Here is an 18,568-nt window from a genome sequence, read left to right as displayed (position 1 = left end):
TCACTGGGGATGAATGAGTATACTTGACCTAGGCGTTTTGGCAATCGTTATGGTCGTTTCTTCCTTTCCCCAAGATAAGCAGGAAACCCTTCTATCCAAGAAAGCGGCCATTGCCGAACTCAAAAAGACCCATTATCTCGATATCGCCTTTGCCCAACGCATGAGCGCCGATCAAGTCCGAGCGTTACTCTATGCCGTTAGAGAACAAGATGATTTGGCTGATGCGATTCGATTGTTGATCGAGCAGCGTAACCATTTTGCTAAAAATAATCGCAGCTATGGCTTGGTTAAATATCGAATTGAGAATGAGCGAGATTATGCCTTAAATCAGCTCAACTATGTGGAACAACAGCTCGAAAAATATCAGCAGTATTTCAAAGAACTCCTCAGGAATTTCCTTGATTTAGAACGGAGCGAAATCCTCAGATTGGTGAGAACGCTATTAGCCCAACTGGATTAGGAGAGGATATGGCTCGTACCCACGACAACATGTCCTATCGGGACCTGCAAACCTATAATCGGACCTTGCTGACTCAGCATCAACTCAATGCAGAACGCAAGCAGCAGGGACTCCTCAACCGAGGCTGGCAGCAAGTGATTGATTTATACACCTGGATTACCCAAAAGATCCAAACCACTTCAAATCAGGTTGAAGCCAAAATCCTGTCTAACTTTGCCCGCATGCAACAGGCTGCAACGGCCATCAAATCAACGGTCAAGCAAGTGCGCCAACGGTCTCAGAGCTGGCAGCATACCGAACTCGTCAATAATATTTATGGATTCGAAGCCTAGGACAGTAGCGATGACGCGGATGGAAACTTGCCTGCAGCTCTTTAACCAAATGCAAGGGGCAAAGCTGCGGGCCCATGCAGCGGTGAATCGAGTGTATTCTCAATACCGTGAGCAGTATCAGGACTGGCGACAAACGCCGGAAGCTCGTCAACTGATCGAGCAACAACTCCAAAAATTGGGAGATATTTGCCCCGTCTGCCAGCGAGGATTGGCGGTCTCTAATAGCACCATTGACCACCTGGAACCTAAGCGCAACCACATCAGCAAAACCCTGTGCCAAGATAATATGCTGGTGATGTGTTGGAGATGCAATAAAAAAAAAGGGACTCAACCTTTCATCCTATGGAGGCGACAACTGCATCCGTTTCGCCAACAGTCTCTGGACTATGCCATTATGCAAATTCATGGAGAAGCTAGACTGACTGAATTACTGAAACCCACTACACTGAAACACCATTAAACATTCTCGCTACCAACACAAACGAAAAAACATGAACTTCTAGACTTTGGAGTGAACTTTATGTGTCAAAGTTATGCCACTTATGCAAACGACTATTAGATTTTGCTTTAATTCGGCACTGGTCTACTAACAGGGCACATACCTAAACCCTTTATTGGTGAGGAGTTCTAGTGTGCTCAACGGACGAGAACAAAATCCCATCTCCATTGCTGGTGTGGTCTGCTTACTGAGCCCCCAATGGGGTCTAACCCAGTTATGAATCAGGCGTTGTACATCTAGCACTCGCTGTAACCCCGACCGCTTCTTAGCGTAGAGATTCTGCCGTCTTCGATAAGCACTACATCGTCTCCTCAAGGCAGCATTGTGAGCCTCATTATGATTGGCATGGACCTCAGACCCTAGACTGATAGCGGTAAAGGGATGCTCTGCTTTCACCCACTCTACTCGCCGATTCCCCTGAGACCCTTTAACTTTCATCGCGACTTCTAACCCCTCTCGCCAAACCTTGCGATGCCCATAGTCAGGATGACACTCCTCACCATTGAGATAGACATTGGCGAGCTTCCAAAGTTCTTGTCCATAACGCCTCTCACCATCGGTAAACCATCGAATCCCATCACAGGCTTTGACCCACTCCCAAGCTGAGTAAACGCCATTTGCAAAAAGTTGTGCATCCTTGAGGCCAGCTTGTGCTGTCAACCAATAGCGGCTTTCGCGTTCAAGGAAATGGATGGTCCAGCCCTGGGATTGGCTGGGGGGAAGATTTTGCCTACACGCGTGTAAACTTCATCCCCTTCTACCGTCACATCAGAGGCTGCTGGTGCGGGAGGTGACCAGTTCTGTGCTTGGTCTGCTAGGCGTTTTTCCCAACGCATAATGGTGGTATGAGATTTACCGAAAGTTCGACCTGCAGCACGAATACCCATCCCTTCGGTGCGAGCTTTGATGGCATAGCTCACTACTGAACTAGCGGTGCGTAAGCGAGCCATTGGGGTACCCGTGCGTTCGTTGAAACGCCGATTGCAATCCTTACACTGATATCGCTGGACTAATGTCCCATCTTGCAGGCTATCAAAGCCGCGCTTTAGGATCTTCTCGCTTAGACAATATGGGCATTCCATTGATCTACATTAGGTTGCGTCGGAAGCATTATAGCTAGATCCTGCTAACAGACCAGTGCCAATCAAAGCAGAGAAGGTGAACTTCCCCATTGTCTTGATGTGTAAAGTCCTCAAGTTATCGAGAAGTGGCTACTATGCCTAGGTAAAGCGAAAGCCCTCCCCTAGACACCAGGAGAATGAAATCTTGTCAGAGCAGATTCAACAGATTCATGATGAGAGTCGTCAAACTTACGGCTCACCCCGAATTCATGCATCGTTGGTTGAAAAGGATTTCCAGTCAGTCGCCAACGGGTGGTCCGACTCATGGCAAAGCTAGGGATTTGTGCTCAAGCGAAGCGTCCATTCAAAGTCACTACTCATTCTGAGCATGATGGGCCGATGGCCCCGAATATCCTAGACAGGACGTTTACGAGCGAGAAACCTGACCAAGCTTGGGTTGCAGATATCACCTATATCTCGACCCATGAAGGATGGTTATATTTGGCCGTCATTATTGACTTGTTCTCTCGACGAGTCGTAGGTTGGTCCATGGCTGAGCATATGCGGACACAATTAGTTCTCAATGCCCTAAAGGCTGCCTTAGGACAACAGATACCAGCACAGACTGGATTAATCTTTCATTCTGACCGAGGCAGTCAATATGCCAGTGGGGACTATCAACAGGCTTTAATCAAGAAGGGAATCACTTGTAGTATGAGTCGTCGAGCCAATTGCTGGGATAATGCGGTGGCTGAAAGCTTTTGGGGACCCTCAAAACTGAGTTAATTTATCCCACAACGTTCCCTAATCGAGCGATGGCTAAGACGGCTATTGCAGAATGGATTGAGGTTTTCTACAACCGACAACGACTTCATTCAACCCTTGGATATTGCGCCCCTGTCCAATTTGAAGAAAATTACTGGAGGACACGAAATCAAACACTCGCAGCTTAAATGAACTGTCCACTTTTTCGAGTAAAGGTCAATAAAAAAAGACCCATTTGAGGCGACACATGAGTTTGCAGTTGAGTCCGAACGGTGCATTCAATCTCTGCCAAAGTATTCATGGGCAGAGACTGGGATTGGGAGTCTTGATACAGCAGTTCTGAAATGCGTGTTACGCAAGCATTGAATTCTTGTTCTTCTTCTGGTGTCATAGTCAACAAGAGGGATCATCTAAGATCAATTATCATTTTTCTCTCAAAGAAGTGACACGCTCCCGGAGCATAGGGCCTATTGGCCCCTCGGTCAATCTACGTGTCATGGTTTGAATTCTCGAAACTGTATATTCTCGAATGCAGTTAATTTTGGAAATTTGAAGTCAGGAGCATTTTTTGGCTATTAGGAGATTGATTTTAATTCAATCTCTTTCACCAGATTGTGGTTTTTACTCACTGCGATAAATTAACACCAAGTTGTTATAAAGACCAATAGTTCTAGGTATAAAACCAACTGTTTTCCTTCTAGTGCTGAACTTGATGCTAGGGAAGTAATTATTGTCGGAATTATTGCAATATGAATACATAAAGCAGCTGAACTGACTGCTTAGGGAATGTATGTCTCGCCTTTGTTGCTTGAGGAGATCAAAGTGATCAGGACTTACGCATTGACACGGGTTTTATTTTGTGGGTTGAAAGATAAAGGCCGTTAATGTTCTCCCTCTGTTGCGAATACCCAGCAAGCCTTCAACTGCTCAGTGCACCCAAGACCTTTATGTCCGCTATCTCCTAGCTCAACCCCAAGGAGATGGATGCAGCCATATGGCAGAAATCCTCAAAGATGTTTCTCACGACAGCATCAACCGCTTTTGCTTCGAGAACGCTATGAGCCCAAAGATCTATTTGATTTACTTGCAGACAATGAATGGATTGAGCTGACCGGAGGCGTTTTGAGTGCTGATGATACTGTTCTTGAGAAACTCTACAGCAACCCCAAGAAAATGGACCTGTTGGGATATTACTGGAGTAGCAAACATAGCAAACCGATTTTGGGAATCCCCTTAATCACCCTGTACTACACCAGTCCCAATGGCTTGAGAGTCCCCATTAACTATCGTATTTATGACAAACAGGAGGGCAAAACCAAGAATCAATATCTCCAGGAAATGCTCCAAGAGGTTTTAGCTTGGGGGCTTCGACCGACGACCTTCACCAGCGATGCTTGGTATGCATCCAAGGCCAATCTCAATTTACTCAAAGACGTGCAATTGGGATTCCTGGTTGGTGTTGCCAAAAATCGACAGGTGCGATTGGGCCAGAGCCAGTATCAACGCGTGGATACCCTTGTCATCCCTGAACAAGGATTACATGTTTACCTCAAAGGGGTGGGCATCGTGAAGGTTTTTGCCAGCGATTCAAAACGAATCGTGTCGCTATTACCTTCTGTATGCGCCAGACCCGAAGGAGCTTGCTATTGCAGGTAAAGCTGAGTTTGAGCATTTACACACACTCCACTGGGGCATTGAATGCTTCATCGTGCAGGCAAACAATTGTGTGGACTTCAGCGGTTTCGTGTGCGTTTAACTGAGGCTGTTCATACCCATGTGTTTTGTGCTCTTAGGGCTTTTGTGGAGCTGGAATTACAAGTTTGGCACCAACAGATAGACAACTGGTATGCCCTACAACGCAAGTTATATCAAGAGGTTGCTCGACAATTCATTCTTGAACAACCACTGCTGGGATGGCTCTCTTGAACATTGGGGGTAATTTCTGTCAATGCGTTAGTCCTGGTGATTTAGTACTTCATTACAAGGCTTTTTATTAATCTGAATTTTTCTTGTTTTAAATATCTAATCAAGATATTCTGAAGATTCATTTATCTTTGGCATATATTGAAGCCATCCTTTGATTCGGTATGACTAAACCAATCTGTATACAGTAAAACCTGGTCAGATTTCAAGAATGAACTATAGGGTCTTCAAGGACTCAAAATATTTCGTAATGAGCTTACAGGAGAGGATTAAACCTCTCCTGCATTAGGCTCAAAAAATGTCACCAAGGACAATATAAGGGTGAATTGGATTGCTGACTTATGCGCTCTGGAAGATATTACTGTTTGCTGACACAAACTGAGTCAATCCACCACGGGCTCTCCCTAGGAAGTTCCCCTCAATAATAGCGATTAAGTCATTATTTAATGAAATACCAATTCCACTGGGTAGGCTACCGCCAGTGAATGAAAAATCAAGGTCAGCAAAGCTAACGTTTGACGCTAGCTGAATGGTATCTGCGAAAAAGTTGAAATCCTTTAAAAGCGCATAGTCAGCATCTCCACCACCAAGGTAATACGTTTCAGGACCACCTCTAGCTTGACCTAAGACCGTACCATTATCCCCAAGGGAGAAGGTATCAGCTCCAGTGCCGCCTCTAAGAACATCAATTTCATTATCACCAAACCCAAAAGGTGGAAGAAAGGGATCGACACCAATTAGGAAATCATTGCCAATTCCACCACTTAGGGTGTCATTCGTAAAGCCCCCACCGACTAGAACATCATTACCGCTTCCACCGCGAATAGTATCATCACCGATACTACCGAACATTACATCGTCACCAGCGCCACCCAGGATCGAGTCATTACCATCTTCAGCATCAATGAGGTCGTTACCTGCACCGCCGGCAATGGTATCATTCCCACTGCCGCCGAAAAAGCGATCATTCCCGATATCGCCACGAAGCCAATCATTGCCAATGCCACCATTGAGAATATCGTCGCCAGAGCCGCCGCGAATATTATCATCGCCAGCATCTCCAAAGATATTATCGGCGCCTAACCCTCCAGCAATAAAGTCATTACCGTCTCCACCAAATAGGTTATCGTTTCCTGCATCACCTCGGATATTATCGTTGCCACCTTCACCAAAGATTAGGTCATTTCCATTACCACCCCTGATAAAGTCATCATCACCAGCAGCAGGATCAAAGAATCTAGAATCGCCAAAGATAAGATCATCTCCATCTTGTCCAAAGATCCGATCATTCCCAGCGCCTCCAATGATGATGTCTACACCAGCACCACCAAGAATTCTGTCATTACCACCAAGCCCGAAGATGCCATCGCCATCAGCCGTTCCGAAAATGTTATCAGGATTATTAGATCCAACAATAGTAGCCATGTAATTACCTCATTAAAGCTAATACTTCAACGTTCAAAAAAATATAAACAATCTAATGCAGAAATCTAAACACCAAAAACTGAACATCATCATTTGGTAATGTTTTAGAGCACCAAGAAATGATGTATACACATTGAAAATATTCAAGAATAATGATATTTAACAGGAGATATTCAGGGAATTGTCTTCTGAAAAGCTTTTCAAAAACGCACAACACATTGGGGTTTACATGCTAAGGAAATTCAGTATGTAAACCCTGGTCTCATCGTTAAAACAATGAAATGTCCGTCAAGATAGCTTCATTATTTAGAACAGATCAATTGAATATAATTTTTGGATTAATTGCGTAAAGCATATTTAAGTCAATCTGGATTAATCCTACATGAGAGATGTCATTTTGTATATATAATTTTTTTATATTTCAATTTTTCATATCCAAAATAGTTATGCATATTACTTTGAATATAAAATAATATAATTATCCTTATTCACAATAAAAATGCGTAGAATCTTGACATATCAATAACGCAAAAATAGATAAGCCATGCGAGTATTATGCTATATGCACTTATGATTTAAATCACGGTAATTTTCTGCTATTTCTGAAGATAGTCTTTAAGGATATAGAACCTATAATCTCAGTACTGGAAAGCCTTCACGATTAAATCCAGGTTTAATTCCAAGTTAAAACCTCAGGATAAAGTGGGTGGATTTTGATTGAGTTTAAGACAATTCCCCTGCCGCCAATGGTTTCGATGCTTTATGAAGAAAGGAATATTAGCCTCAAGAAGTCACTATCTCTCAAAAACGATAGACATGGGAATTTTAATGCCACTGGCAGCTAGATCAACCCTTGAGGTTCATATTGCCATATTGTTTTATTTTTAATTGATTGGTGGGAAGATTTTTATGCGATTTTTCTCTAGATATAAATAAAAATATTGTTTGCAACTATCTTTTTCTCAATCCATGAATTTAGGCTTTGCAAATCCTTATGAGTCCTGCCTAGTGTAAATACTTCTGCTTGGGGAAATGGTTTACAACAACTACTGATAGACTCAAGCTCAGCCTATTGCCTGCTGGAAAAAGCACATTCAGAATAGGAGAGAGAATTAGGGTGAGATCAATCAGTAACAATAGACCTCTTGCAATATTCATTTCACGATGTGGTATTGCTGTTTGCCATCCCTTAAGCAGCCAAAGATAGCTCATGGTTATAGATGGCTGAAATCAAGTTACACCGAAGCGCGTAGCGACGACGACGATTGCGATAGCGCTCCGACAAATTTCATAGGCTATTTTATGTTTGGCAATCATTTCTGCAACAAATAACAGGTAGCTGGCCCAATCAGAATGCCCTTGTTCATTGTAAATATCTGGGTTATCGCCATAAACCTCCCGATGATCTTCCACAGAACTGGGTAAATAGCGATAGTCTGCTGCAAAGCCATATTGCAATCTATGGGCTGTATTGCCATTCACTGTATAAAATTCAGGTGTTTCCCAATAGCCACAGCCAAAGATAGTTGAACCATCTGGAATAAAGCAGTCAAACTCATCGTTGATACCGGGGCCGCAACGGGGGGCAATTCCCCGCGACTTAGCTTCAGCTTCAATCTCGCTTGCTAAGTCTGACCAAGAACCCGCCCTATAAATAACAACCGTATCCCCATCCTGTGTATTGGATTTCAACTCGTCTCGGTCAGGGAAGACTAGCGATGCCTCATAGGCTTCGGGATATTGCATATTGCCAAACCAGTAGAGGCAATCATCGGCACTGTTCATTTAAGAAGTGACTGCTAGGATGATTCTGCAGTATCAGTTTCAGAGCAATGCAATGCATCCATTGTCAAAGCGAAAATGTCGTTAAGAACGGAACTAAGACGCTGAAAACAGCTCAAGTGGTTCAGTACTTTCTGTGCAAAGACTGTGGTCGTCGCTTCAACGAGCGTAGTGGGACGCCGATGGCGAGATTGAGAACGCCAGTAGAGATGATATCAATGGCCATCAATGCCCGCACCGAAGGCCTAGGGATTAGAGCTGCGGGGAGAGTGCTCGGAAATCACCCAACAGTATCATCCTTTGGGAGAAGCGTTTATCAGCGCAATTATCAAACTTCTCCCCTCCTTCTCCCCAAGCAGCAGAGGTCACAATTGAAGGCGATGAAGTGTACCCCCGCGTAGGTGAAAATCTTCCCCCCCTGGCTCAGTGAAGGTTGGACCATTCATTTCATCGACCGTGAGAGTCGCTATTGGTTCGAGGCTCGCGCGGGTCTTAAGGATGAATCATTATTTGAGAAAAGTGTCAAAGCTGCTTGGGATTGGGCTAAACCCAGTTCATCGATTCGTTGGTTCACAGATGGAGAACGTCGATACTCCAAGGTATTGTGGAAGCTAGCGAGTACTTACTTGCCCAGGAGTACCACGACCCAGGCCTATCCTTTTCGCAAAGTATGGCGAGCGGGTTTAGAGGTGGCGATGAAGATCAAAGGGTCTCAAGGAAAACCTCGGGTAATGTGGGTTAATCGAGAGCATCCTTATACGGCCATTAGCCCCAAGAGCGATGTCCATGCCAATCATCTTGAAGCCCTCCACAGTTCTTTGAGACGACGGGCTAGCGGTTATCGTAGACGCCAGAACCACTATGCCAAAACCGTTGAGGGATTACAAAGAGCGCTGAATGTGCAGCGATTGATTCACAATTGGTGTCGTGCTCACTACAGCCATGGATACCAGCGAACCCCAGCAATGGTGATGGGATTTATCCAAAGGCCCGTTAAGATTGGCGAAGTGTTGGCAGTCAGAGCTTTTGAATGCCTCACTTCTTAACTGAACAGTGCCCAATCATCAATTGCAATCTTAAAGTCGACGAAGTAGATATCTCGACAAAATTGTGCCCAGGCATCCAATAACTCTTCTAAATCCGTATATTTTGATGAACGAGTTACAAATCCGTATGAGTAGCCCACCGTCAACCCTCCACCTCAGAAAACCGTTACATCGTAAAACACTCGTGTTGGATTTGCATCCGATGTATTGACTAAAGATGGAGAAATACTCTGTTGGTCTGTCAAAATGCTTTGGCTGCTCTTTCCACTATCTCTTTGCTATCTGATCAGATTTTGGGCTAGCTTCAGTTGACACTTGAGGAGGCTAAAGTGGGGGCGATCAGTAAAACGGCCTAGTTTAAATGCAGGAACCTGTCTGGATCGGCAGATGCCCTTCTACAGATCCCATAAAAACTTTGGCAGTTGATCTTGGTGGGTGACGATAGTTGTCTAACAGTAAGTTTTTTGCTGATTCAAAAGGGAGAGGTTTGCCAAATAAATACCCTTGCCCAACTTGGCAACCTAATTGACGCAGAATATCAAGTTCTTCTGGGGTTTCCACGCCTTCGGCGACAGAAAGCATCTCCAAATCCCGAGTCATGGCCAAAATATGCTTCATCAGGGCCAGGGTTCGATGATTTGTTAACATTTGGCGGACAAAATACTGGTCTATTTTGAGGCTATCTATCTCAAATTTGGCGAGATAAGTGAGACTAGAGAATCCTGTGCCAAAGTCATCTAGTGCTAGATGAAATCCGAGCTGTCGGCACTGTTGAATGATGTTGATAGCTGAAGGCCCCTCCATAAGAACCCGCTCAGTGACCTCCAGTTTAATTTGGGAATGGGGAATCTGATGACGCTGGAGAATTTCAAGCAATTCTTCATTAAATTGTGGCGCTTGAAATTGGCGAGCAGAGACATTAACGCTGATAAATAACGGTGGTCTGTTTTCTCCTGGACTTGCCGAAGGATTTAAGAGGGCCTGATTAAAGCGATTGAGATCTGCACAGGCGTTTTCAATCACCCAACGACCAATGGGACGGATCAAGGACGTTTCTTCTGCGGTATTGATAAACAGGGCCGGAGAAACCCAACCTCGGGTAGGGCTTTTCCACCGAATTAAGAATTCAAATCCCAGTATCTCTTCGGTCTCTAAATCAACAAGGGGCTGATAATGTGGGACAAATGCATTGGTTGCGATCGCATCTAGCAATTCCGACTCCAACCGCATTTTTTCCAAGACGGGTTGGTGAGGTAAAACAGGAGACGATGACGTTACCGAGGAATTCGGCAGGTCTGAAGCAGACATTTCCGCCTGGGAAACCCCAGTATTGAGGGACCGAATATGGTCCAATAACCGCGAGACTAATAGCTTGACCACAGGATCGGAGGCTTCAATCCGATCTGAGATTTGCTCACGGGAAATCACAACACAGCAGGTTTCTGTGAGTGCCCGAGCGGAAGCCGAGCGAGGTGAAGCGTCAATGACAGCCATCTCGCCAAATACATCTCCCTTGGCCAGGGATTTAAAGGACACGTCTTTTCCTGTTGTGGTCACAAAAATATCGACTTGGCCCGACTCAATAATGTAGGCATGGTGACCTTCTTCGCCAGTCGCAAAAATCAGCTCTCCAGGCTGAAAGTTAACCAACAACGAAGATTCTTTTCCCTCAGACATAATGCTTGGTTCTCAACGAGAACTCTCGAAAATCGATATTTACCTAGTCTTAGGATGCCCAAAATCAAGACTGCTAAAGTCATGTAGAACTTTCCAAGGTCTTTAAGGCTATGTCCCTATTTCTGGCTGTTTTATCTATCTACAGGCCAAAGACCCGTTTGAAATGAAGTTTTGAGTCTTCGGTTTAGTCAACTAAAGCTATTGAGATCTTGCTCAACGTTAAAACTTGAATGAGGGCCATCATCTTGTGCCTTTTCCAGATATCTCTAAGGTGATACCAGATGAGATCGCATCCCCTCTCGACCCCAGGCTTAATCTCTTAAGAGGCTTTTTTGCTGTGAGAAACAAGCTTTGATACTCTGACCAAAGTAACAATCGTCAAGAGGGTTGCCCGAGCACAATCCTTGGTGGTCTGTGAGTCCCTTATGGTTTGGTCCAGCATATGAATTCTGTGGAGCTTCTTGTTGATGCGGACGCCTTTTGGCATCGTCTCCAGAACGATCTACAAGCGGCTGATCACGAAATTATGCTCCAGATGATGACCTTTGAAGGTGACCAAACCGGCCAGCAAGTGATCGAGGCCATGCTAGCCTCTGAAGCGCCTTGCAAACAGATTTTAGTCGATAACTACACGCGATTTATTCAGAGTGATAAATTTATCTATCATCCTAAATATTGGTCGGATCAAGACCTTAAAACCGAGGTCCGCCAGACCCACGCCATGTTTGAAGCCCTTATCCAGGAAGGAGGTCAGGTCCGATTTACAAATCCTGTCGGCCCCTGCTTGATTCATTTTGTGGGGCGCAGCCATAAAAAACTGATCGTGATTGATAACCAGATTGCCTACATTGGCGGTTTTAACTTCAGCGACCATAACTTTGCTTGGCATGATCTGATGTTTCGCCTAGAAGACCCAGCCATTGTGGAATTCCTGCGGGCTGATTTTGTGGCCACCTGGCACGATCAATCCTTACCCAGCCATGCTGATTTCGGGGACTGCGAGTTCTTTCTTCTAGATGGCCGTTCGAATGAAGCGACATTTGCAAACTTGCTAGATCTGCTGTGCTCGGCCCAAACATCTCTGCATATTATTAGCCCCTATCTCACCTTTCCATTCTGTGCAGCCCTAGCTGAACTACCTCAGCGCGGGGTACCCGTCACTCTACTCACCCCAGAAGGCAACAACAAAGGCACGGTGCGAGATTACTTGCTATGGGAGGCCCAACGGTCCGGGTTTGATGTCCGTCTCTACGACGGCATGAGCCATATGAAAGCAGCTCTAGTGGACGATCGCTATCTGGTGGTGGGTTCGTCTAATTTTGATTTTTTAAGCTATCGCATTGAAGAAGAAGTCCTGGCCATTTTTTCTAATCCCACTGTAATTGAGACGTTTCGCCAACAGGTCCTAGAACCCGATCTGGCTCGCTGCCGTCCTTTTGATGGCCAAGCCAGTGCTCTGCGAGGCTGGCTCTCCTATGGCATTTTGCGAGCCGTAGAAACCTTGGCTCTCTTCTCTCGCGGGATGAAATCCACCCAAGTCATTGATACGGGAGCATGTCACCTTTGCATTCCAATTAAGCCATTGAGGTAAGCACACCGATGTGCCAGCACTTGCGGGACATTACTTTCATTCCACTGCGCCCCTGAAATTTTGACTCTGCGACTAATCTGCTTGATAGCAGATTCAACAGCCCCAGACCCAATAGAGCAGATTTGCTCACTCTGGTAATAGTCATAATTGACGATCCGATGCCGATGTTTGCGAACATAGTTGCAAAAGACTTGGGCCTGCTTTTTCTTCAATGACTCAAATAGAGCCAAGGTTTCATCAACCTTCCCCTGCCATAAGAGCTGCTCAGCCTGGTGCAGACGTTTGAGGGACCCACCGACCTTATGAAGATTTTCCACCAGATGGTACCAGTCCAGAATCTCTCGCCGTTGCTCAGGTATGCTCAGCTGACGAATGATATTCCAAATGCCATCATGACCATCCCCTAAACAAGTCAGTGGAGAGGCTAACGGTTGCTGGTGAGTCCAGTCAATGAGCCGGGCATTATTGTGATAATCCGCGATGAGTCCCACATGCGTTGCCAGGGTTTTATAGTCTTTCCACTGACAAGGGTGTCCTAAAGGGGTGCGGATGCGCACTTTGCCACCATCTACACTCACTTCGGTTAAAGCTTCATGAGCCTGGGGGTAGGAAACCGTTGTTGATGCACCAATCGCTGCTGGGTTTTGGCTGGTACCTGAATCCCAGTTAAATAAGCCACATCTTTAGCAGTTTGAGCATAGGAGACATTGGCACTGATGCGCAAGCAACAATTCTCTAAATGAGGACTGATTTGACGATAGGGGGAAACGGCTAGATGCTGTGCCTGTTGAGTTGTAATGCTTAGAACGCCCAAGGTGCTTTTCAGGCGTCGGTTGCGGCCTGCTGCTGTGCCAGTAGCTGTGCGGATAAAAATGACCGAGTTCGGGACTGACATGGGTCTGAATTTGCTGACGCACCGTCATCTCAATACCTTCTAGCGTCTTCAGGTTCTCTGGATCGCTTTCTTCGTACAGTAATTGGGCTATCGCATCAAGATGGACTTTGAGTTGAGCTGCTTTTTCGGAGTTCATTGATGAAGACTTCTGGGCAACACTTGTATCCTGAACGATTTCAAAACAATCTGCAAAGGTGACATGCTCCCATTGATACCGCCGTGCGGGGCTACCCTGTGATGCCGAAGGACTCCTAGGGGCAACACTATTTTGGGGCGGTTTCAATTATTGCGATCGCACCCGCTGCCTAGACCATCCTCCCCTTAATGGCCCCTAGGAACTGGAGTTCGTCTGCTGTTCCCGTCGCCATTCTGCGATTAACTTCCACACTGTAATTAAACAGAGCAATAGACCGCCGAGTACGTAGGTAACCATCAGCAATATAAGCACATAGTCTGTTCCAACTAAGGCGTTCTCTTGGATACCATTGCCCATACTCTCAAGTAGATTCTCTGACCCCAAACGTACCAGTAGCAGTGGCGTTATGGCACAGGCATTGTGGAAACCATGGGTCAACACCGCCCACCAAAACCCATACTTCAATCGGATAAATCCCAAAAAAACCCCAATCACGGTTTGGGGCAAAACCAAAAGGGGAGCTAAAAGCAAGGCCTGCACCCCCAAACTGGTGAAGTTACTCACATGAATGAGACCAAAAGCCAGAGCCAAACCATAAAACAACCAACCTATCCACTTCTCATAAAAAGCATGGATGGGTTGAGAGTCCAGTTGCCTAAGCCACAGCCACAGAACGACCGCTAGAACAACCATTCCAGTTAACGAAGGCATCCCGGCTACGGGAGGGAGGATACCAGCCGACGTCAGGAAAGACACAATCAGCATCATCCCGAGACCAAAAGGGAGAGCTAGATTAATTGGGGTATAGCGCAAAGGCAATCGGAAGACCGCTTCCTCCCAAAGCGGAGCAAGTATCACCGCAAACAAAATAATTTGCCAGAAAGATACGGTTTGAGCGAACTCTAAAACTTTGTTACTCGATTCAAGATTCTCTGCCAATCTGGAACTCAACACACCGAGGGGTAAAACCATTACCAAAGCCAATGCATAGAGCCTGAGAACATCAACTATGCCGCGATGATCCGTGGCCACATTCACTGTATAGCGAGGATGTCTTAAAAAATTGAGAAAACGACCCAACAGGCTTTGAGATACATTTGACGGCTGAGGGGACGATGCGTGATAAGTCATAATTTTAATCCGCATTAATCGCCAGGCAAGACACTACCCAGCACTCATAGAAAAACGTTCTAAACCACTGCCTTGGAGATTTGGCCAATGGCAACAGCCGTAATGAAGACGTATCTCCACTGTAAAGCCAAACCTAATCAAGCATTGTCCTAAGCTTTAGCTCAGGACAACAGGATTTATCCCAACAGATGATATTTCCCTCAATGGCTTGGGTGTTGAATGCCGATACGCTATTGGCTCAAAGCCTTGTCTTTACTGCGAGAGTGGCCCTAGCTACTTGCTTGGGAAACTTGCCCTTCAGCTCGCCACTCATGCACCATTCTCACCACAATAAAAAGACACAATAGAAGAAACGCGATCTGGCTAAGACTAAAAATCACTGTAATCAGTTTTTGGTTGACGGTGATTTTGTCAACTTCTGTGGACATCGATGTGGACGAAAACATCCGATACAACAGCATCTGTCCGACCAATAAACCATTATGGAAAGCATGGGTAAACACGCCCCACCAAAACCCATATCTTAGTCGGACAAAGGCAAAGAAAACACCGAGCAATACCTGAGGAGAGACCAGCAGTGGTGCCAATAGTAAAGCCGAATCATTAATGAGCTGATAGTTGGATATATGAATCAACCCAAAAATGATGGTGGAACCATAAAAGAACCATCCAATCCATTTTTCATAATGCTTATGAATGGGTTGGGCAGGCATCTTTTCCTTAAGCCAAACTCGCAAAAACACACATCCTAGAAACGCCAAGCATAACAAAGGCAAAATCCATAGGGCCGATACAATCTTTGCACTCGCTAATGTGCCCAGGATAATGAGTAGCCATAGAAACAGAGGTAAGGTTAAATTGATCGGCGTGTAGCGTAGAGGCAGCCGAAACAGAACTTCTTCCAAGGGCGGAGCAATAATCACTGCCATAGTGAAGATCAATAATGGTTGATCAGCCATCTCACTGATGGCATGGCTACTGGACAGCTTCTCCGCTAGGAGACCCACCATAATTGCGAGAGGCAACACGAGCACTAACGCTAATGCATATAGCCTGAGAATATCTCTCAGGGGTTGAGTCTGAGATGGGACGTTGACAGTATAAAAAGGACGACGTAAAAATCGATAGAATCTACCGAGCAAACTGCCTAAGGGCTGAGAAGGCTGTTGAGAACCCAAACCTGAAGTCATGGAAAAATACGAAATAGTATCAATGGCAATTAATTGTCAGTTCACAGGCTGAGCAGAGCCCAACGGACAAGTCAAACTCCTACTCACTGAAGGTATAGAGCAGTGAACATCAATAAACTTAGGGTGCCCATATTCCAGCTTAAGCTTAGGTGTCGAAGCGCGTATTCCAATAAAAGCCATACACCATCATGATTACAGTGAGTTTAAACAGCTAAAGCCCTCTCATCCCATTGGAATATCCTGGACTGCATCCTAAAAAAAGCTGGTTACTTTACCGACAATGCAATCTAAAGGAACGGCGTGAAATACCCGACTATCTGTGCTTTCAGCTGCATTATCTCCGACTAAGAAATAGGAATGATCACTCACGGATTGAATACGCTTAATTAGATAAAGCTGGCGCTGAAACGGATGGCACGCCAATACAATATCTCCGACTTGGGGTGTCGTCAGCTGATAGGCTCTGGGGTGAATAAGAACCTGATTGCCAGGACTTAAAGTCGGCAGCATGGACCGCCCCTGCACCTCCCAACGCCGACGACGTCGACAGCACCATAGCAAGAACTCCCAAACTGTGCAGTCTGGGAGTGATGAACTTACAGGGAAATCGGGTTTAACTGGCTTTGTACCAGGACACATCCGTTCGATTTTTAGTTGCCCAAAAGACTTTATGAACTTCTTCAACTGCTGCTAGCAACTGTTCAGCATGTTGCAGATTGACCTCCACTTTGCAAGAAGCTGGAGTCTGGCAAATTTCATCAAAGTTCAGCCTCCTTTCATTACCGCCAGAACAGGCGGTAACCTACTCTGAAGTGTGTGCCTCAGAGCAGTAACTCGAATTCAGCTAATGTTTCTCAAGCCATTAGGCTGCAATCCGAGTTGGTAGAATGAAGCGCTTCACGACTCCTTGCGTATTGCCATCCGTGATGGCCTGCTCACAAGCAGCCATTAAGACCGCTTGAGCCTGTTGCTGTCGGTGATGTTCAATCACTTGGGCAATTGAAATGAATGGATCATCCCTCTGTTGAGAACAGCGCAGTTGAGCATACAAAAAATGCAACGCTAAATGCACCAAAGAGTACCACTTGTGAATCGCTTCATAGTGTTGGACGCGAAACTCCCCCAATCCCAAACATTGCTTGAGATACCAATAATCTGTTTCAATGGACCAGCGCTTTGAGTAGCGTTTCAGTATTTTGGCCGCAGACAATGAGGTGTCTGTGCACAGGTAATACTTCGGGTGAGAATCCCGAGGGTGCCGCTTGGAGATGACCACACAGACGTCAAAAGGCACCTCATTTAATCGGCCCGTAATCGAGCGCGTTAGGTAGGTGTGCTTTGAGCCTGTCACTGTTTTTAACTCAACTGAGTCGTAGTGTTTGTGCTTGAGGTCTTTGTTCCATTGACTCAGACGCTTGCCATCAAGAATGCGATTGGATTGATAGCGCCCAAACAAAACCATCGCTTGCCTTGCCGCCGAACAAACTTGAGTAGTTTGGCGGAGGCATACCAGCTATCGAATAAACGTACACCCGCCATTCTTTGGGTAATAGAGGCTGGAGCTGCTGAAGCATCTCCCGGACCAGTTGATACTTGGTTTGGAAGCGCAATCGCTCCTCCTTGGCACGTCCCCGGTTCAAGTTGCGAACCGTTTTTGCCCGTAAATAGAGCCGATAGGCGAAGGGAACACTGTGGTTGCCAATTTGAACCCGACAACTCACATGCACCATCCCTTTCTTGTACTTGGGAGTATTGCGACCACTGGCATTGTGGTCATGCTGCCAATCCACCCCTTCCAAGGCATGGGTATCCTTATCTTTGCTACTGGTCGAGTCATCAATACTCACATACACCACAGGAGAACTTCCTCCTCGCTGCACGCGCTCTATGACATCGGCCAGGTTGATTTCCCCAAGGCGTTTGTCGAGAGATTGCTCAGACCAGGTACTCACTCGTAAAAAGTCAGCCACTGCACTGGCATCTGGAGCATCAACCCACTGAGCATACAAGTGGCTAAGGGTTTTGCGGCCATTGCCCACAATCAATCCTTCAACAATACGCAGCACATGCTGCTGTTGAGGTTTAGATAACGGGATGCTCAAGTGTGAGAGGTACTGTTTTAGAGCCTGGTCTGGATGGATGATGCTTTTTAGAATGACTACACCTTTGGGCAAACACGATGGTTAATGGCCTGAATTTACTACGGTGTGGTCTTTGATGGCCAATCAAGCAGTTTTGCCAGACTCCAGAAGAAGAACAAAGCTTAGCGGCCTTCCAAAACATATCGTGCAGATTAGGATATTGCTCCAGGTGCTGGGGCTTAAAATAATCTGTCCACAGGATCAAAATTTCTTCTTTAGCCTTCTGAGCCTGCTCTTCTTTAATTTGGATATATCGCGACATGGTATTCAGATAAGTCGCCATGGCCTGCGGGTTTTGATCGGCTGGGGGTTGCAGATCTAAAATCTTGCGCGTCATCGAAACGACCGCTTCGGTATAAATCCTGGCTGTCGCTGGATCATATACTCCACAGGGACCATCACAGTGAGCATGAGCGATAGGAGCCGGGAACCAACGCTTAATTTGAGTCTTAATTTGTCGCAGAACCATAACTAATCCTTAATCTGAATCGAAACAATCTTCGCCAAGGTGTCA

Annotated in this window: 17 protein-coding genes and 6 pseudogenes; 9 read left to right on the top strand and 14 right to left on the bottom strand. The window is 45.7% G+C overall.

From position 1 onward, the window contains the following. The first annotated feature begins 13 nt into the window (after positions 1 to 13). Genes ON05_RS24710 through ON05_RS24700 form a run of 3 tightly spaced genes read left to right on the top strand, consistent with a single transcriptional unit; the run spans position 14 to position 1,252 of the window. Entirely contained in the window at positions 14 to 460 is a 447-nt protein-coding gene (locus ON05_RS24710; protein WP_262562342.1) for a hypothetical protein, read from the top strand. Between the two features lie 8 nt (positions 461 to 468). Continuing rightward, on the top strand, positions 469 to 792 hold the full coding sequence (locus ON05_RS24705) for a hypothetical protein (protein WP_010468435.1): 324 nt from the start codon (positions 469 to 471) through the stop codon (positions 790 to 792). Positions 793 to 811: 19 nt separating this feature from the next. After that, positions 812 to 1,252 (top strand): HNH endonuclease, encoded by a 441-nt coding sequence (locus ON05_RS24700; RefSeq protein WP_262562341.1) that lies wholly within the window; start codon positions 812 to 814, stop codon positions 1,250 to 1,252. Positions 1,253 to 1,378: 126 nt separating this feature from the next. Here the strand turns inward: ON05_RS24700 and ON05_RS24695 are convergent. Then, positions 1,379 to 2,373, bottom strand: a protein-coding gene (locus ON05_RS24695; RefSeq protein ID WP_262561004.1) for an IS1 family transposase whose coding sequence is annotated in 2 segments (ribosomal slippage) — positions 1,379 to 2,019 and positions 2,019 to 2,373 — 996 coding nt in all. Because the reading frame shifts where the segments join, the coding sequence is not laid out codon by codon here. Positions 2,374 to 2,557: 184 nt separating this feature from the next. Between ON05_RS24695 and ON05_RS38715 the strand changes: the two genes are divergently transcribed. From ON05_RS38715 to ON05_RS38710, 3 genes and pseudogenes are all read left to right on the top strand, one after another. Next, on the top strand, positions 2,558 to 2,689 hold the full coding sequence (locus tag ON05_RS38715; RefSeq protein WP_396150086.1) for a transposase: 132 nt from the start codon (positions 2,558 to 2,560) through the stop codon (positions 2,687 to 2,689). Next, positions 2,653 to 3,138, top strand: a pseudogene (locus tag ON05_RS24690) (IS3 family transposase); the annotation flags it as partial. The gene ON05_RS38715 and the pseudogene ON05_RS24690, both read left to right, overlap by 37 nt. 29 nt (positions 3,139 to 3,167) lie before the next feature. Further along, positions 3,168 to 3,305: an IS3 family transposase gene (locus ON05_RS38710; RefSeq protein ID WP_396150490.1), complete on the top strand. Its 138-nt coding sequence runs from the start codon at positions 3,168 to 3,170 to the stop codon at positions 3,303 to 3,305. Positions 3,306 to 3,334: 29 nt separating this feature from the next. Here ON05_RS38710 and ON05_RS24685 read toward each other — a convergent pair. Next, positions 3,335 to 3,508 (bottom strand): annotated as a pseudogene (locus tag ON05_RS24685) (ISKra4 family transposase); the annotation flags it as partial. 507 nt (positions 3,509 to 4,015) lie between these two features. Here ON05_RS24685 and ON05_RS24680 point away from each other — a divergent pair. Next, a pseudogene (locus ON05_RS24680) lies at positions 4,016 to 5,043 on the top strand (transposase). Positions 5,044 to 5,379: 336 nt separating this feature from the next. Here ON05_RS24680 and ON05_RS24675 read toward each other — a convergent pair. Both ON05_RS24675 and ON05_RS24670 read right to left on the bottom strand, forming a co-directional pair. Next, positions 5,380 to 6,465 carry a calcium-binding protein gene (locus ON05_RS24675; protein WP_010482339.1) on the bottom strand — a complete coding sequence of 362 codons (1,086 nt, stop codon included), beginning with the start codon at positions 6,463 to 6,465 and terminating at the stop codon, positions 5,380 to 5,382. A 1,189-nt stretch (positions 6,466 to 7,654) separates the two neighbouring features. Further along, positions 7,655 to 7,750: pseudogene (locus tag ON05_RS24670) on the bottom strand (IS5/IS1182 family transposase); the annotation flags it as partial. Positions 7,751 to 8,297: 547 nt separating this feature from the next. On the opposite strand from ON05_RS24670, the pseudogene ON05_RS24665 reads away from it, so the two are divergent. Continuing rightward, a pseudogene (locus ON05_RS24665) lies at positions 8,298 to 9,293 on the top strand (IS1 family transposase). Here ON05_RS24665 and ON05_RS24660 read toward each other — a convergent pair. After that, entirely contained in the window at positions 9,290 to 9,433 is a 144-nt protein-coding gene (locus tag ON05_RS24660; protein ID WP_175307320.1) for a hypothetical protein, read from the bottom strand. The pseudogene ON05_RS24665 and the gene ON05_RS24660 overlap by 4 nt on opposite strands. Before the next feature lie 217 nt (positions 9,434 to 9,650). Further along, a complete protein-coding gene (locus ON05_RS24655; RefSeq protein ID WP_010482321.1) occupies positions 9,651 to 10,970 on the bottom strand; it encodes an EAL domain-containing protein in 1,320 nt (439 codons plus the stop codon). A gap of 442 nt (positions 10,971 to 11,412) precedes the next feature. Here ON05_RS24655 and ON05_RS24650 point away from each other — a divergent pair, with 442 nt between their 5' ends. Next, a complete protein-coding gene (locus tag ON05_RS24650) occupies positions 11,413 to 12,561 on the top strand; it encodes a phosphatidylserine/phosphatidylglycerophosphate/cardiolipin synthase family protein (protein WP_236619209.1) in 1,149 nt (382 codons plus the stop codon). Here the strand turns inward: ON05_RS24650 and ON05_RS24645 are convergent. The 8 genes and pseudogenes from ON05_RS24645 to sodN form a co-directional block, all read right to left on the bottom strand. Further along, positions 12,528 to 13,592: pseudogene (locus tag ON05_RS24645) on the bottom strand (ISKra4 family transposase). The gene ON05_RS24650 and the pseudogene ON05_RS24645 sit on opposite strands and share 34 nt — an antisense overlap. A 195-nt stretch (positions 13,593 to 13,787) precedes the next feature. Further along, positions 13,788 to 14,723, bottom strand: coding sequence for a type II CAAX prenyl endopeptidase Rce1 family protein (locus tag ON05_RS24640; RefSeq protein WP_029315510.1), 936 nt, complete (start codon positions 14,721 to 14,723; stop codon positions 13,788 to 13,790). A 269-nt stretch (positions 14,724 to 14,992) separates the two neighbouring features. Next, a complete protein-coding gene (locus ON05_RS24635) occupies positions 14,993 to 15,913 on the bottom strand; it encodes a CPBP family intramembrane glutamic endopeptidase (RefSeq protein ID WP_010478184.1) in 921 nt (306 codons plus the stop codon). Between the two features lie 252 nt (positions 15,914 to 16,165). Continuing rightward, the gene (sodX, locus tag ON05_RS24630; RefSeq protein WP_396150081.1) at positions 16,166 to 16,552 is read right to left on the bottom strand and encodes a nickel-type superoxide dismutase maturation protease; all 387 of its coding nucleotides are present in this window, start codon (positions 16,550 to 16,552) and stop codon (positions 16,166 to 16,168) included. Beyond that, complete coding sequence (locus tag ON05_RS38705; protein ID WP_396150078.1) at positions 16,527 to 16,640, bottom strand: hypothetical protein; 114 nt, start codon at positions 16,638 to 16,640, stop codon at positions 16,527 to 16,529. Before ON05_RS38705 ends, sodX begins: the two co-directional genes overlap by 26 nt. A gap of 135 nt (positions 16,641 to 16,775) precedes the next feature. After that, entirely contained in the window at positions 16,776 to 17,375 is a 600-nt protein-coding gene (locus tag ON05_RS24625; protein WP_262562339.1) for a transposase, read from the bottom strand. Continuing rightward, a complete protein-coding gene (locus tag ON05_RS24620; RefSeq protein ID WP_262562338.1) occupies positions 17,335 to 18,015 on the bottom strand; it encodes a transposase in 681 nt (226 codons plus the stop codon). The genes ON05_RS24625 and ON05_RS24620 overlap by 41 nt, the downstream gene beginning before the upstream one ends. Further along, a complete protein-coding gene (gene sodN, locus ON05_RS24615; protein WP_262562337.1) occupies positions 17,996 to 18,523 on the bottom strand; it encodes a superoxide dismutase, Ni in 528 nt (175 codons plus the stop codon). The genes ON05_RS24620 and sodN overlap by 20 nt, the downstream gene beginning before the upstream one ends. Positions 18,524 to 18,568 lie beyond the last annotated feature (45 nt).

The sequence above is a fragment of the Acaryochloris sp. CCMEE 5410 genome, assembly GCF_000238775.2.
In the GTDB taxonomy this organism is placed as follows: domain Bacteria; phylum Cyanobacteriota; class Cyanobacteriia; order Thermosynechococcales; family Thermosynechococcaceae; genus Acaryochloris.
This window is presented reverse-complemented; position numbering and strand designations above follow the sequence as displayed.